General features: G+C 53.4%; 9 protein-coding genes. 6 read left to right on the top strand and 3 right to left on the bottom strand.

Annotated elements, in window-relative coordinates; all coding sequences use genetic code 11:
• Window positions 1-72: 72 nt before the first annotated feature.
• The 3 genes from ilvD to BKD14_RS01825 all read right to left on the bottom strand — a co-directional run bounded on the left by ilvD (window position 73) and on the right by BKD14_RS01825 (window position 2900).
• Entirely contained in the window at window positions 73-1917 is a 1845-nt protein-coding gene (gene ilvD / locus BKD14_RS01815) for a dihydroxy-acid dehydratase (RefSeq protein WP_075654047.1), read from the bottom strand.
• 233 nt (window positions 1918-2150) lie between these two features.
• A complete protein-coding gene (locus BKD14_RS01820; protein ID WP_022711319.1) occupies window positions 2151-2387 on the bottom strand; it encodes an Lrp/AsnC ligand binding domain-containing protein in 237 nt (78 codons plus the stop codon).
• A gap of 123 nt (window positions 2388-2510) precedes the next feature.
• A complete protein-coding gene (locus BKD14_RS01825) occupies window positions 2511-2900 on the bottom strand; it encodes an MliC family protein (protein WP_022711318.1) in 390 nt (129 codons plus the stop codon).
• 213 nt (window positions 2901-3113) lie between these two features.
• On the opposite strand from BKD14_RS01825, the gene BKD14_RS01830 reads away from it, so the two are divergent.
• The 6 genes from BKD14_RS01830 to BKD14_RS01855 all read left to right on the top strand — a co-directional run bounded on the left by BKD14_RS01830 (window position 3114) and on the right by BKD14_RS01855 (window position 16860).
• Complete coding sequence (locus BKD14_RS01830; RefSeq protein WP_139316308.1) at window positions 3114-3542, top strand: hypothetical protein; 429 nt, start codon at window positions 3114-3116, stop codon at window positions 3540-3542.
• Between the two features lie 161 nt (window positions 3543-3703).
• Entirely contained in the window at window positions 3704-4732 is a 1029-nt protein-coding gene (locus BKD14_RS01835; protein WP_022711316.1) for a sulfate ABC transporter substrate-binding protein, read from the top strand.
• 24 nt (window positions 4733-4756) lie between these two features.
• Window positions 4757-5668 (top strand): sulfate ABC transporter permease subunit CysT, encoded by a 912-nt coding sequence (gene cysT / locus BKD14_RS01840; protein ID WP_075654049.1) that lies wholly within the window; start codon window positions 4757-4759, stop codon window positions 5666-5668.
• Window positions 5658-6539, top strand: coding sequence for a sulfate ABC transporter permease subunit CysW (gene cysW / locus BKD14_RS01845; RefSeq protein ID WP_075654050.1), 882 nt, complete (start codon window positions 5658-5660; stop codon window positions 6537-6539). The genes cysT and cysW overlap by 11 nt, the downstream gene beginning before the upstream one ends.
• A 146-nt stretch (window positions 6540-6685) precedes the next feature.
• A complete protein-coding gene (locus BKD14_RS01850) occupies window positions 6686-7726 on the top strand; it encodes a sulfate/molybdate ABC transporter ATP-binding protein (RefSeq protein ID WP_075654051.1) in 1041 nt (346 codons plus the stop codon).
• Window positions 7727-8184: 458 nt separating this feature from the next.
• Window positions 8185-16860, top strand: a complete 8676-nt coding sequence (locus tag BKD14_RS01855; protein ID WP_075654052.1) for a glucoamylase family protein — start codon at window positions 8185-8187, stop codon at window positions 16858-16860.
• The last annotated feature ends 1 nt before the right edge of the window (window position 16861 follow it).

Here is a 16861-nt window from a genome sequence, read left to right on the forward strand (position 1 = left end):
GAAATTTTTTAATAAATGTTTAATGTAATGAAGGACTCTGGTGAGTCCTTCATTATTTATATTGTAGTGTTTTTACTCAGGTACGTGTCTCACTGCACCTTTTGCGGCGCTGGTAGCCATGGCTGCATAGGCGCGAAGAGCTGTGGTGACTTTGCGCTTGCGCATTTCTGTCGGCTTCCATGCGGCAATGCCTTTGGCTTCCATCTCTGCACTGCGTTTTGCCAGAACAGCATCATCAACAGCCAGATGGATTTTGCGGTTCGGAATGTCGATCTCGATCAGATCACCTTCTTCAACCAGACCGATCAGGCCGCCTTCAGCTGCTTCCGGTGAAACATGACCGATGGAGAGACCGGAGGAGCCGCCGGAGAAGCGACCGTCGGTGATTAGTGCACAGGCTTTGCCCAGACCTTTCGACTTCAGATAGCTGGTCGGATAGAGCATTTCCTGCATGCCCGGACCGCCGCGCGGGCCTTCATAGCGGATCAGAACAATATCGCCTTCTTTGATCTTGCCGTTGAGAATGCCGAGAACCGCACTGTCCTGACTTTCAAAAATACGCGCAGGGCCGGAGAAGGTCAGGATACTGTCATCCACACCGGCGGTTTTAACGATACAACCATCTTCCGCCAGATTGCCGTAAAGCACAGCCAGACCACCATCCTGTGAGAAGGCATGTTCTTTGGTGCGGATAACGCCGTTTTCACGGTCGCTGTCGGTGTTGTCGAAATAACGGTTCTGGCTGAATGCAACCTGTGTCGGAACACCACCCGGTGCAGCACGGAAGAACTCGTGCACGCTTTCATCGGAAGAACGTTTGATATCCCATTTTTCCAGAGCATTTTTCAACGTGCCGGAATGTACCGAGCCGACATCGGTGTTGAGCAGGCCTGCGCGGTCAAGCTCACCGAGAATACCCATAATACCACCGGCGCGATGCACATCTTCCATATGCACATCCGGCACGGCAGGAGCAACTTTACACAGCACCGGCACTTTGCGGGACAGGCGGTCAATATCGGACATGGTGAAATCCATTTCCGCTTCATGCGCTGCCGCCAGCAAATGCAGCACGGTATTGGTGGAGCCGCCCATGGCGATATCCAGTGTCATGGCATTTTCAAAAGCTGCAAAGCTGGCAACTGCGCGTGGCAACACGCTCTCATCATTACCTTCATAATAGCGCTTGCAGAGGTCAACAACCAGACGACCGGCCTCAAGAAACAGTTCCTTACGTGCCGCATGGGTGGCAAGGGTCGAGCCGTTGCCCGGCAGGGAAAGGCCAAGCGCTTCGGTCAGGCAGTTCATGGAGTTGGCAGTGAACATACCGGAGCAGGAGCCGCAGGTCGGGCAGGCGGAACGCTCAATCGCGTCAACTTCTTCGTCAGTATATTTGTCGTCAGCGGCTGCAACCATGGCATCAACCAGATCGAGCTTCTTGACCTTGTCATTCCAGACAACTTTACCGGCTTCCATCGGGCCGCCGGAAACAAATACAACCGGAATATTGAGGCGCAATGCGGCCATCAGCATACCCGGTGTGATCTTGTCACAGTTGGAAATGCACACCATCGCATCGGCGCAATGGGCATTGACCATATATTCAACTGAGTCGGCGATGATTTCGCGTGATGGCAGCGAATAGAGCATGCCGTCATGACCCATGGCGATACCGTCATCAACGGCAATGGTGTTGAATTCCTTGGCAACGCCGCCTGCTTTTTCGATTTCGCGGGCGACCATCTGGCCGAGATCTTTCAGATGCACGTGACCCGGCACAAACTGGGTAAAGGAATTGACCACAGCGATAATCGGCTTGCCGAAATCACCGTCTTTCATGCCTGTGGCGCGCCAGAGGCCGCGCGCACCCGCCATATTGCGGCCGTGGGTGGAAGTTCTTGAGCGATAGGCTGGCATGATCTTATTCCCTTATGCATTAACAGCGCTGCGAAACTCCTGTTTGCAGAAGTTGCAGAAATGCAGTGTTATCTTTTCAGATATGTCTTACAGTACCCGAGCGTACGGTGCAAAGTACAAATTGCCTCACATGCAAAATTCTTCGCGTGCAGCAGCGCAAAATAAAAAAGCATCGCCCGTTTGAGACGGGCAATGCTTCATCGTCGATATTACCGGCGTTTCTGTGACTGAACTCAGAATGCTTTGAAAGTCAGCGTTGTCAGTGAGCGGATGATATGCGGGATATCATGAACATTATCATTGATGAATTTGCCGATATCATCACCTTCCTGAATGTAGATCTTTGCGAGAAGATCATATTCGCCGCTGGTGGAATAAAGTTCCGAGGCGATTTCACGCTCATAGAGCGTCTTGGCAACATCATAGGTTGTGCCGGGTTTGCACTGGATTTGCAGGAATACTGGTTTCATCTCACATCTTTCCTGTAAGAGAACGGATCATATAAAATTCAAAGCAGGTCAGGAAGACTGCTGTCTGACGGCACAAATAGCAGTCTGTGTGCTTTAAGGGTAGCGAAAAATCCTGCCTCAATTTTACTGTGCAGCTTTATCCTTGTTTACACAATTGCTGAACAATGTCTGCTCTTTGGCGCTGTCATCGGCTTCAAGAAAAGACAGAATGCCTTCATCGCCTTTTGTATGCCAGCGATAGCTGTCCTGTTCATCAAGAGCGATATAACGTGCACCTGAAGCCGCTGGCCAGATACGCATCGGCACCAGCTTGCCTTCCGTGTAAAGAACAGCTGCTGATTCATCGTTTTTCAGACCGTTGATATAGACAACATCCAGCTCAACATTCCGCTCGCATATATAGGTCACTTTGGTAAGCGCCTGCATCTCGTCAGCTTCCTGCGCGGCAACACTGCCTGCAAAACCGCAAAGTAAAAGACCGGCAGAGAGTGATGGGATGATTGCTTTCAGCATCAGTTTATCCTTTTCGTTTACAGCACTTACAGAGAAGGCAGGGAACCTGCGGACAGAAAAACAGGTCTGTTTGCGGAATTTAAAATAAGATTCTTATTTTGATCGTCCAATAAAAACCGTATCTGGCATTAATATGATTATTTGTCAGATATTTAAAAGCAGAGACAGCATAGTTCAGCAGAAAAGGCATTATAGCGCGTGATACAGGCTGGTTTGACATTTCGCAAAATATTCACCCCTGCGGGTATGCGCATCAGTGCGCTTGCTGCCCTCGCAGTGCTCACCGGTTGTGCCGGTGTGAATTATGTACAAGCCAAATATCAGGGGCTGCCTTCGGTTGAATTCGTCGGAAAAAGCGGTGTTAATTATCGTATTGTCGATAACCAGACCGAAAGTCGTCTGCTGATCGGGCCGGGGCTGGCGGGCACAGCCACGCAGAATTTTGTCAAAGGTTTCTCAACCGGAACAGGGCTTGGTGTCACGCCGCCGGTTGTATTCCGCGATGTGGCGGAAGAATATCTGAAATCCACCGGAAAACGCTGCGAAACCCGTGATGTGACACTGGTTGTCGATCCTTATTATGAGGTGCGCTATAAGTGCAGCCTGCGCAGTCCCCGTATGGGTTCGGGTATGGTTTTTTGATGCGGGATACTGAACTGTCTTTGGCAAAGGCGAATTTTTATTTTACAATGCGCTCATCTGAGGAAGATTATTTCCGTGGGAGCGGAGTATTGAGGTTCCTGTAGCATCCTTCTCCGTTCCGGCTCTGTTAGTTTGTTTTTGAACATGAAACGGAGGCCTTGATGATACTGATGCGAAATACTTTTTCCGCCTTTGCTGCGCTGATCGCTGTATCTGCGGTGTCCATCCCTGTGCAGGCACCCGCTGCCCAGACCCTGCTGAATGTTTCTTACGATCCGACGCGGGAATTATATAAAGAATTTAACGATGCCTTTGCCAAATACTGGCAGGCCGAAACCGGTGAGACGATAACCCTGCGCACATCGCATGGCGGCTCCGGTGCGCAGGCACGTTCTGTTATTGACGGTATCCCCGCAGATGTTGTGACGCTTGCTTTGCAAAGCGATATTGATGCCATTGTCGAGAAAAGCGGCAAGATCAATGCGGACTGGCGGCAGAAATTTCCGAATAATTCCGCGCCTTACACCTCAACCATCGTCTTCCTGACCCGCAAGGGCAATCCCAAGGGCATTAAAGACTGGGGTGATCTGATTAAGGACGGGGTGGAGGTGATTACACCCAACCCGAAAACCTCTGGCGGTGCCCGCTGGAATTATCTGGCCGCATGGGCCTGGGCGCATAGCGAATATGGCGGCGATGAAGCCAAGGTCAAAGCCTATATGACGGAGCTGTTCCGTCATGTGCCGGTGCTGGATACCGGTGCGCGTGGCTCGACCACCAGTTTTGTGCAACGCCAGTTGGGCGATGTGCTGCTGGCATGGGAAAACGAAGCCTATCTGTCAGTTGCGGAATTCGGAGCGGATTCTTTTGATATTGTCGTGCCGCCGCAATCCATTCTCGCCGAGCCGCCGGTTGCCGTGGTGGACAAGAATGTCGATGCCAAAGGTACACGCAAACAGGCGGAAGCCTTCCTGACCTATCTCTATTCCGAAGAGGGGCAGAAGATTGCAGCCAAACATTTCTACCGGCCGTCAAAGCCTGAATTAGTGCCGGAGGCCGACCGTAAATGGCTGACGGATGTCAAGCTCATCACGATTGATGACCCGTTATTCGGTGGCTGGGTTAAGGCGCAGCCTGCACATTTCGGGGATGGCGGCACATTCGATCAGATTTATAAACCGGTCAAATAAGTTCCGTCTTTCATGGTGTTACCTATGGCAGAACTCACAACAAAAACGGGCGGCGGGAAACCGGATCAGCCACATAAAAGCGGGAAAAAACCGCCCTTCTGGCAGGCATGGCGCAAGCCGTCCATCCTGCCGGGCTTTGGCCTGACACTGGGCTTCAGCGTGGCCTATCTGTCCCTGCTGATCCTGATCCCGCTGATGGTGCTGATGCTCCATGCCGTCGGGGTGGGGCCGGCACGTTTCTGGCAGCTGGCGACTGATCCCCGACTGGTTCATGCCTTGCAGGTCAGTTTTTTCAGCGCGATCTTGGCCGCGCTGATTAATGTGGTTTTTGGCGGCATTGTTGCATGGGTGCTTGTGCGTTACCGCTTTCCGGGCAGAAGGCTGGTCGATGCGATGGTCGATCTGCCTTTCGCTCTGCCCACTGCGGTTGCCGGTATTGCGCTGACAGCGCTTTATGCGCCGAAAGGCTGGATCGGTGCATGGCTGATGCCGCTGGATATCCGTATTGCTTTTACACAGGCCGGTATTGTGGTGGCGCTGGTTTTTATCGGTCTGCCATTTGTGGTGCGCACGATCCAGCCGGTGATTGAAGAGATCAGCCGTGAACAGGAGGAGGCGGCGGCAACGCTGGGTGCCAGTCGCTTTCAGACTGTGTTCCGTGTGCTGTTGCCCGGTTTGCAACCGGCTATTCTGACCGGCTTTTCGCTGGCCTTTGCCCGTGCGGTCGGGGAATATGGCTCGGTGATTTTTATCGCCGGTAACCGGCCTTATTCGACTGAAATTGCGCCTTTGCTGATCTTCATCAAGCTTGAGGAATTCGATTATTCCGCAGCTACAGTGCTGGCCACGGTGATGATGCTGATTTCTTTTGTGATGCTGCTCATCGTCAATCTGATCCAGACACGGACACGCAGGAGATATGGCTATGGCAGCTAGTGCCGGAAAACTGTTTTCGCGTCGTCTGAAACATAATCACACGACCCATAACCGCTCAGCGGTCACAGAAACACCGGCTATGCGCTGGTTTCTGACAATGACAGGGCTGCTGTTTATGGCCTTGTTCATTGTGCTGCCGCTGATTGTGATCTTCGCGCAGGCTTTCAGCAAAGGCACCGGTGCTTATCTGGAAGCACTGACCGATCCGGATGCAGTCTCGGCTATCCGCCTGACTTTGCTGATTGCGGCTATTGCAGTACCCTTGAATATGGTCTTCGGAATTGCCGCTTCATGGGCGATTGCCAAATTCGAGTTTCGCGGCAAGACCTTTCTCATTACGCTGATTGATCTGCCATTTTCGGTGTCGCCGGTGATTTCAGGGCTGGTTTTCGTGCTGCTGTTCGGCGGAAACAGTATGCTCGGATCATGGTTTCAATCGCATAATATCCAGATATTGTTTGCTGTTCCCGGTATTGTTCTGGCAACGATCTTTGTCACTTTTCCATTTGTTGCCCGTGAGCTGATCCCGCTGATGCAGGAGCAGGGAACAGGTGATGAAGAGGCCGCTTTATCGCTGGGGGCAAGCGGCTGGAAAACCTTTCTCTATGTGACTTTGCCGAATATCCGCTGGGGGCTGCTTTACGGCGTGTTGCTGTGTAATGCGCGTGCAATGGGAGAGTTCGGTGCGGTGGCCGTGGTGTCGGGGCGTATTCGCGGGCTGACGACGACCATGCCGTTGCATGTGGAGATGATGTATAGCGAGAATATCGTGGCGGCATTTGCAGTGGCATCACTGCTGGCGGGACTGGCGCTGATAACACTCGTTTTGAAAACCATACTGGAAATGCGTTTTTCGCATGACGGGGTTTAGTTTGTAATGCGTTTTGCGCATGAATAGCGCATCCCGAAAAGTGTGAACGGTTTTCGGGATGCGCGTACAATAAAGAGACAGAGCATTTTGAATGCTCCAATATGAATTGCATTGCACTGGCATGAGGGTGCCTGAAAGGATTGAGAATGGAAGTACGCGTTGTTGAGGTGCGCAAGGAGTTTGAGCAGTTTCCGGCGCTGCACAACGTTTCGCTTGATATTCGATCAGGCGAGCTGATTGCTTTGCTCGGCCCTTCCGGCTCGGGTAAGACCACTTTATTGCGTCTGATTGCAGGGCTGGAAAGCCCGACAGAAGGCACGGTCTATTTTGGTGAGGATGATGCCTCGAATAAGACTGTGCAAGAGCGTAATGTAGGGTTTGTATTCCAGCATTATGCTTTGTTTCGTCATATGACATTGGCGCAGAATGTCGGTTTTGGCCTGAAAGTACGCCCGCGCTCTACGCGTCCGTCCAAGGCAGAAATCCATAAGCGCGCGGTCGATCTGCTCAATCTGGTGCAATTGCAGGGCTTGGAAAACCGTTATCCGGCACAGCTCTCCGGTGGTCAGCGTCAGCGCGTGGCTCTGGCACGTGCCATGGCGATTGAACCGAATGTATTGTTGCTGGACGAGCCTTTCGGTGCACTGGATGCGCAGGTGCGAAAAGAACTGCGCAAGTGGTTGCGTGAGATTCATGACAGCACCGGTCATACGACTGTCTTTGTAACCCACGATCAGGATGAGGCACTGGAACTCGCCGACCGTGTTGTGGTGATGAGTCAGGGGCGTATCGAGCAGGTGGGTACACCGGACGAGATTTATGACAGCCCGAATTCTGCTTTCGTCTATGGTTTTATCGGTGAATCCAGCCGTCTGAATGTGCGTGTGGAGCAGGGGGCACTCTGGTTGGCGGATCGCTCACTGGGGCTGAAAACCGATCAGGCAGACGGAGAAGCCGTGCTATATTTCCGCCCCCATGATGTGGAACTGGTGGAGGGATGCGGCGGCTGCATTGCCGGTGTGGTCACTGCTACACGGCGGGTGGGCGCCAAGCGCCGTGTTGAGCTGGAAGTCGGCGGTAACCGCGAAATTGTCGAGATTGAAATTCCGGCCGAGAATGAAGCGGTTACCGGCAGCCGTCTGGCGTTCCGCCCGAAATACTGGCGGGTCTTTGCCTCTCAAAATTGAAGAGATACAGCTCGAAAAATGATTCTCTGAAACGCCGGATACAGGGCTGAATTTCGGCTCTGATATCCGGCGTTTTTCTTATCAGAAAGGGGGACTTTCAAAATAATTTAATCCGTTTAAAGTGCACTCAGGCAACTTTTCTCACCCTCTGGCATTATATCAAAGCGTGCTGCCCCAGCTTTGTCAGGGCTTGCGCATTGTCGGAACGCAAATTGCAGAGGGTAGCCTGTTGATTTTTATAACGTAAAGTTAAAATCAGCTATGATTTGTGCTTTGCGATTTTACCAAATTCGACCATGGCATTCTTTGCGGACGTAATTTGGTCATAACTGTTTAACACCACCGATCATGCGTGAATCTTCATGAAATTCACGGGATCTGAAGCATGTGTTTGCGGATATGGCAAATCTGACCATCCGTAGCGGAACTTAAATCTTATAAAAGGCTGTAAAAGGCATATGCCGGCTTTGTCTTTCTCTCTTTCATCGTTGTTTTCCCGCCCTGTTGCTGACCGCCTTTTGCCGGTTCTGCCTTTGCCAATCAGGGGGCATTATAAAACACCAGAAGAATTACAACTGCTCGCTGCGGCGCTGGCCCGCAATGAAGCGGTGCGCCTGCCCGATTATGAGAAATTCGATTTTAACAAACGGCTTGCGGAAAATGCCGGTCTGATCCTGCATGCCTATCGCTCATCCGATGCGGCATCGCGCAACGGCGAGACGATTACACCGGCTGCCCAGTGGCTGCTCGACAATTATTACGTTGTCGATAAAAGCATGCAGCAGGCACGCCGCGATTTGCCGGACAAGTTTTTGCGCCAGCTGCCGCTGGCAGCCAATATCCATCCGGATGGTGCGGTATCAAAAAACACCGATGCATCGGCCAATCTGGGCACCGAAGGCCTGCCGCGGGTTTTCGCACTGGCATGGCTCTATGTTGCCCATAGCGACAGTGGTTTCTCGCTCAAAAGCCTGAAAGCACTGATTGACGGTTTCCAGAGTGTAGAGCCGCTGCGCATCGGTGAATTATGGGCGCTGCCATCGGTTATCCGTTTCATGCTGGTGGAAAATGCCCGTCGCTTGGCGCTGCGTGTTGAGCGCGCCCGTGCGATGCGCAATTTCGCCAATCGCGTGGCGGACAAGATTGTGGTCGCCTCTTCACCGGAAGAGCTGCAATCCATCCTGACAGAATATAGCGAACCGGCACGCGACGGCACTTTCGCCACGCATCTGCTTTATCGTTTGCGCAGTGCATCCACGGCTACCGGACCGGCGATTGAATGGTTGGAAGCCCAGCTTGAAGCCACCGGCCGCGATGTTGAGGAGATTATTGTCGAAGAACATTCCCGCCAGTCCACCGGCGGTATGACCATGGGCAATATTATCCGCTCGCTCAAAACCATTGATGACGTGGACTGGACCTCATGGGTTGAGACTGTCAGCATTATGGATGCGATCCTGCGCGAGAACAGCGATTTCGAAAATCTCGATTTCGCTTCACGCAACAGCTATCGCGTGACCATTGAAAAGATCGCCCGCAATTCCCGTATGACGGAAATTGAGGTGACCAATACGGCTCTGCGGCTGGCGCGCGAAAAATCGCTGCGTGAGCATAAAATCACCGAGCGTGAACAAAGCGGTGCGATTGCCTATTATCTGAGCGGCAATGCCCGCACCGAGCTGGAACAGATTTGCGGTTATACGCCGCCTTTGTCATCGCGCCTGCTGCGTCTCTATCGCGGGCTTGGCCTGTGGGGGATTGCTGCACCGGTCTGGGCAATGACTATCGGCCTGCTGGTGCTGGTTTATACCGGCATGGGTCGCATCGGTTTTGGCGAGAGCGAACAGCTGCTTTTCACTATCCTCGCGCTGTTCCCTGCCTATGAAGCCTCACTTGGCCTGTTTAATTCGCTGGTGCCGTGGTTTGTACAGCCGAACCGTCTTGTCGGTTATGAATATCGTGACGGTCTGCCTGCCGATGCCCGCACGCTGGTGGCCGTACCGACGCTGATCAATTCGCGCGACAGTGTGGATGAGCATATCCGCAATCTTGAAGTGCATTATCTGACCAATCCGCGTGGTGAGGTCTATTTTGCGATTGTCAGTGACTGGACTGACAGCAATGTCGAAGTCACGCCTGCCGATATGGAAGTGCTGGATTATGCCCGCGAGGAAGTCGCAAGGCTTAATGCGCATTATGCCGGGGAGGATTATGCCACCAATGGTCAGGCGCGGTTCTTCTTCCTGCATCGCCGCCGTCTTTACAATCCGTCACAGGGGTGCTGGATGGGCTGGGAGCGTAAGCGCGGTAAGCTGCATGAGCTGAACCTGCTGCTGCGTGGCGACCATGATACCAGCTTCTTCCCGTCGGATGTGCCGTTGCCGCGCGATATCCGCTATGTGATGACACTGGATTCTGACACCCGCCTGACACCGCAATCGGTGACCAATCTGGTCGGTAAGCTGTCACATCCGCTCAATCATCCGGTCTTTGACGAGAAAACCGGCCGTATTACCAGCGGTTACGGTATTTTGCAGCCGCGCGTGACCCCGTCGCTGACCACCGGCGATGATGCGTCTTTCCTGCAGCGCGTCTTCTCCGCCAATCGTGGTATCGACCCTTATGTTTTTGCAGTTTCTGACGTTTATCAGGATCTGCTTGGCGAAGGCACTTTTACCGGTAAAGGCCTTTATGATGTTGATGCCTTTGAACGGGTGATGCAGGGCAAGATTGAGGAAAATACAGTCCTCAGTCACGATCTTCTCGAAGGCGGCTATGCCCGCTGTGCGCTCGCCAGTGATGTCGAGGTCGTGGAAGATTACCCGACCGGCTATAATGTTGATATTTCCCGTCATCACCGCTGGGCGCGTGGTGACTGGCAGTTGCTGCCATTCTTGTTCTCAACCGGCAAAGGTGTCAGCAATGTCACCCGCTGGAAAATGGCCGATAACCTGCGTCGTTCTCTCAACCCGATCATGTGGGTGATTGCGTCTTTTGCGGGCTGGTGTTTGCTGCCGCTCGGCGTTGCCACCATCTGGCAGCTGTTCCTGATTTTGGCGATGTTCGTGCCGATGATTTTCGGCATCGTCACCAATCTTATTCCAGTGAATATGGATTATTCGCTGAAAGGCCATGCTCAGTCGGTTCTCACCGATGTGACGCTGGCTTTTGCGGATATGGCGCTGCGTCTGAGCTTCATTGCCCATAGCGCGACGCTGATGGGCGATGCGATTGTCCGCACCTTCTACCGTCTGTTTGTCTCCCGCCGTTATCTTTTGGCGTGGCGTGCGGCCGCGCAGATGAAGTCTTCCGATACGCTGGATTTCTATGTGCGCCTGATGTGGCCGTCGCTGCTGATAGGTGCACTGGCATTCCTGCTTCCAGTATTGTTCGGCAGCAAAGCGGTGCTGATTGCTGTGCCTTTTGCCGTGATCTGGATTGCTTCGCCATGGATTGCATGGGCGGTAAGCCGCTCGGCCAAACCGCAGGATACGCTGGAAGTCCGCTCCAGCGATAAAGGCGATCTGCGCCGCTATGCCCGCCGTACATGGCGCTATTTCGAAGCCTTCACCAATGAGGAAGGCAACCATCTGCCGCCGGATAATTATCAGGAAGATCCGGTGGGTATTGTGGCAATGCGCACGTCCCCGACCAATATCGGTGTCTATTTTCTTTCCATCATTTCTGCCCGTGATTTCGGCTGGATCAGCTTCAACGATACGTTGACCCGTATCGGCCTGACGCTGGATACGATGGAGAAGATGGAGAAATTCCGCGGCCATCTTTATAACTGGTATGAGACTGATACGCTGAAACCATTGCAGCCGCTTTATGTGTCGGCGGTGGATAGCGGCAATCTGGCCGGTCATCTGGTTACGCTGTCTTCAGCACTGGAAGAATGGGCGCAGGCACCGTCCGTCTATTTGCAGGGCGATTTTGAGGGTATTCTCGATGTTAATGACATTCTGGAAGAGGCAATTGCCGCTATTCCGGATGATCGCCGTATTCTGCGGCCGTTGCGTCGCCGTTTGGAAGAACGGATTGCCAATTTCCGCCGTGCCGTGCGGTCTTTCCGCGGAGAGCCGGAAACAGCATCCTTCCGCACCATCAATATTTCGCTCTTCGCCAAGGATATTGAGAAACTAGCGCTGGAACTGGATGGCGAGCTGGAAACCACTCAGTCGCAGGAAGCGCTGGAATGGGCGCGTACACTGGTTGAAACCTGTAAAGCCCATACGGATGATGCGATCGGTGAGCATAATGCTGAAGAGCTGCGTCTGCAGTTGCAGAGCCTTGCCAGCCGCGCCCGTCAGCTGGCCTTCGATATGGAATTCGGTTTCCTTGAGCGCAAAGAGCGTCGTTTGTTGTCGATCGGTTTCCGCGTGCAGGAAAACGAACTGGATGAGAGCTGCTACGATCTTCTGGCTTCGGAAGCCCGCCTTGCCAGCTTGTTTGCGATTGCCAAGGGTGACGTGCCGGTAGAACATTGGTTCAAACTTGGCCGTCTGCTGGTACCGGTTGGCTGGAAGGGCGCTCTGCTGTCCTGGTCAGGCTCAATGTTTGAATATCTGATGCCGCCATTGGTGATGAATGAGCCGCTTGGCTCGCTTCTCGATCAGACCAACAAGCTGGTCGTGCAGCGACAGATCGAATATGCGACCTCCCGCGGTCTGCCTTGGGGGATCTCGGAAGCAGCCTATAATGCCCGCGATCCGCAGATGAATTACCAATATTCCAATTTCGGTGTGCCGAAACTGGGTCTTCAGCGCGGCCTGTCGCGTAATGCGGTGATCGCGCCTTATGCAAGCCTTTTGGCCTCGCAATATCGCCCGGCTGATGCGGTTTCTAATTTGAAGACCTTGCAGAAGCTTGGCGCTTTGGGACGTTACGGCTTCCACGATTCCGTGGATTTCACGCCGTCGCGTGTGCGTGAAGGTGAGAAATGCGCTGTGGTGAAAAACTATTATGCGCATCACCATGGCATGTCGATTATTGCGGTTAATAACGTGATTTTTGACGGCCGTATGCGCAGCCGTTTCCATTCTGATCCGGTGATCGAAGCGGCTGAACTGCTGTTGCAGGAAAAAGCGCCGCGTGAAATTCCGATGGTTTATGCCAAGACGGAAAATCCGATGCGTGTGGACAGCGGTGCCTTTGATGAAGCGCCGATGCGTATTATCGAAGAGCCGCTGAAGGTACCACGCAGTGTGCATCTGATGTCCAATGGTCAGTATTCGCTGATGCTGACGGCTGCCGGCAATGGTTACAGCCGCTGGCATGATCTGGCGATCACACGCTTCCAGCCAGACGCGTCTGAAGGCATGCAGGGCAGCTTCCTGTTCCTGCGTGATATTGAAAGCGGACGCTGGTGGTCGGCGACCGGTGAGCCGTCGCGCCATCTGGAAACCGAAACCAAAACGGTGTTCACGGAAGATAAGGCCGAGTTCTACAAGACCTCCGGCGATATCAAGACTGTGGTGGAAACCATTGTCACCACCGATGTCGATGGTGAGGGACGCCGGATTGATATTATCAATACCAGTTCGCGCGACCGTGTGATCGAGGTCACATCCTATGCGGAACTGGTGCTGAATAATCCGGATACGGATGATGCACATCCGGCTTTTGCCAAGATGTTTGTGGAAACGGAAATCGCACCGGATGGCACAACAATCTATGCCAAACGGCGCAAACGCGCACCATCAGACACAGAAGTGCATGTGGCGCATTTCGTGACCGATCTGTCGGGCGCTGTGCGTGAAACGGAAGCCGAAACCGACCGCCGTGTCTTTATCGGCCGTGGCCGCACGCTGCGTAATCCGGCGGCTTTCGATCCGGAGATGAAGTTTACCGGCAGTCAGGGCACTGTGCTTGATCCGGTTGCCTCATTGCGTACCCGTGTCCGTGTTCCGGCGCATAAAAAAGTGTCGCTGGTGTTCTGGACACTGGCAGGCGGTTCGCGCTCTTATCTGGAAGAAAAAGCGGCAGTTCTGCGTTATCCTGAGGCCTTTGCCCGTGAATATACTTTGTCATGGACACGTAGCCAAGTGCGTCTGCATCATGTCGGTATCAAACCGGCTGAGGCGACAGATTACCAGAAAACCGCTGCTTATCTAATCTATCCGGATCGCGCTTTGCGCCAGCCATCGGAAGTGATTGCAGCCGGTCTTGGTGCACAATCTGATCTCTGGCCATTGTCGATTTCCGGCGATGATCCGATTTTCGTGCTGCGGATTGATAATGAGGCCGATCTTGAAGTGCTGCGCGGTGTGCTGAAAGCACAGGAATACTGGCGCGAAAAAGGCCTCACCGTCGATGTGGTGGTGGTCAATGAGCGGGCCTTCTCCTATGCGCAGGATACCCAGCGTGCAGTTGAATGGCTGACGGAAAGCTTCCGTGTCCGCTCACAGCATCAGGGTCAGAAACAGCATATTTTCACGGTGCGCCGCGATCAGATGAGCGAGGCGTCCTATAATACGCTGCTTGCTGCTGCACGCATTGTGATGCATGCGCAGAACGGTTCTCTGGCTGAACAGCTCAAGCGTATTCAGGAGCTCTCGGTTGATCTGGCACATCGCAAAGAAACCAAACCGGAAAGTGCTGATCCGCGTCTGAACCGCCGCGACAGCCGTCTGGCTGCAGAAGCTGATGCCGCACAGCAAAGCGGTGATGGTGTAAAAGCCATCGCCAAATTGCCGGGTGTGGCTCCGCGCCAGTCTATAACAAGTAAACCGGTTTCCGGTGACGGGCTGGAATTCTGGAACAGCTATGGCGGTTTTGATACAGACGGCAATTATGTTGTGCGTCTCAATGGTGACCGCACAACGCCGCATCCGTGGATCAATGTGATTGCCAATGCGGAATTCGGCTTCCATGTTTCAGCGGAAGGCTCTGCTTTCACATGGAGCGGTAACAGCCGTGATTATCAGCTGACCCCATGGTCAAATGATCCGGTTTCCAATCTGCCGGGCGAGGCGCTCTATATTGCGGATCGTGACAGCGGTAAGGTTTTCGCACCTGCGGCCAATGTCATTCGCGATGCGGAAGTAACCTATGAAGCGCGTCATGGTCAGGGCTTTAGCACATTCACCTCTAAACATGGTGATGTGCTCTGTGAGCTGACAATGGCGGTTGATCCGGACAAGCCGGTGCGCCTGACGCGTCTGCGTCTTGTTAATCGCGGCCAGTCAATGAAACGTCTGCGGTTGTATAATTATGCGGAGTGGGTGCTGGGCAATGTCCGTGCTAAAAACGCCGCTTATATTGTCCCGCGTTTTGACGAGGAACTGGGCGCACTCTTTGCCCGCAATCCTTATCATACGGACAAGGCAGGGCAGGTCGCTTTCCTGACAGCCAATATTCTGCCGGCATCAGTCACTTCTGACCGGCAGGAATTTATCGGTGCCACCGGTTCCGTGACAGAACCTGATTGTGTGATGCAGGGCAAATCCCTGTCAGGCACAGTTGAGGCCGGACGCGATCCTTGCGCGGCTCTGAGCTATGATCTGGAATTGAGTGCAGGACAGACCAAAGATATTCTCTTCATTCTGGGTAATGCTAAAGATGAAGAAACGGCACAGGGACTGATTACCTATAGCCGTGGTCTGGATATGGATGGTCTGCTGGCGCGTACTTCTGAGCAATGGCAGGATTTCATTGCGCCATTGCAGGTGAAAACGCCGGATCGCTCTTTCGATCTGATGGTCAATCGCTGGCTGCCTTATCAGAGCATGGCTTCGCGTATTCTGGCACGTGCGGCGTTCTATCAGGCCAGCGGTGCCTATGGCTTCCGCGATCAGTTGCAGGACACGCTGTCACTGCTGATGCTTGATCCGCTCTTGGCGCGCAAGCAATTGCTCAATGTCGCTGGTCGTCAGTTTGCTGAAGGTGATGTGCAGCATTGGTGGCTGCCGGTGACGGGGGCAGGCGTACGCACACTGATCTCCGATGATGTGGTGTGGCTGTCCTATGCGGCAACGCTCTATACGCAGGTGACCGGCGATCTGGCGGTGCTTGATGAGGAAGTTGCTTATCTACAGGGCCGCGTGCTGGAAGAGGGCGAACATGATGCTTTCTACCAGCCGGAAGTCTCCGACAAAACCGATACGGTCTATGAGCATTGCGTGAAAGGGCTGGAACTGGCCATGCAACGCACCGGCCAGCACGGTCTGCCGCTGATCCTTGGCGGCGACTGGAATGACGGTATGAATCTTGTCGGTGTTGAAGGCAAAGGCGAGAGCGTCTGGCTTGGCTGGTTCCTCAGCTATACATTGCAGCAGTTCATTCCTTTGGCGACAGCACGCGGCGATAAGAAGCGTGCGGAAGCCATGCAGAACCATCTGGATGCTCTGAACAAGGCGCTGGAAGACCATGGCTGGGATGGTGAATGGTATCGTCGGGGTTATTTTGACGATGGCGCACCGCTTGGTTCTCACCGGAGTGACGAATGTCAGATTGATGCGATTGCACAGAGCTGGGCTGTGCTGTCCGGTGTTGCTGATCCTGAACGCGCAGATCAGGCGATGGCTTCACTTGAAAAGCATTTGCTGGATGAAGAGGGCGGCTTGCTGCGCCTGTTCACTCCGCCATTTGACAAGACTGAACATGAGCCGGGTTATATTAAAGGCTATCCGCGCGGTGTGCGTGAGAATGGCGGGCAATATACCCATGGTGCCACATGGGCGATCATGGCGCTGACCAAACTCGGTCGTGGTGATGAGGCTTATAAGCTGTTCTCGTTGATTAATCCGGTGCATCACGGTGAAAATCCTGAGACCTATCGTGTTGAGCCTTATGTGATTGCAGCGGATATTTACTCCGTTGAGCCGCGTCGCGGTCAGGGCGGCTGGACATGGTATACCGGTTCTGCAGGCTGGTTCTACCGCGTGGCAACAGAGGGTATTCTCGGCTTGAGCAAGCGCGGCAATGAGCTGTTCCTCAATCCGGTATTACCGTCTGACTGGGATGGTTTTGAACTGGATTACCGTCATGGTGAAGCACTGTATAAAATCACAGTGCGCAATAAAGCCGGTCGGGACAGTCTGAAAGTGGACGGCAAAGCAGTCAAAAAACGCGATGCCGGTATTGCACTGACAACGCAGGGACAGCACGAGATTGTGCTTGAACTGAAATAAG

It is taken from the genome of Pseudochrobactrum sp. B5 (assembly GCF_001939785.1).
In the GTDB taxonomy this organism is placed as follows: domain Bacteria; phylum Pseudomonadota; class Alphaproteobacteria; order Rhizobiales; family Rhizobiaceae; genus Pseudochrobactrum; species Pseudochrobactrum saccharolyticum.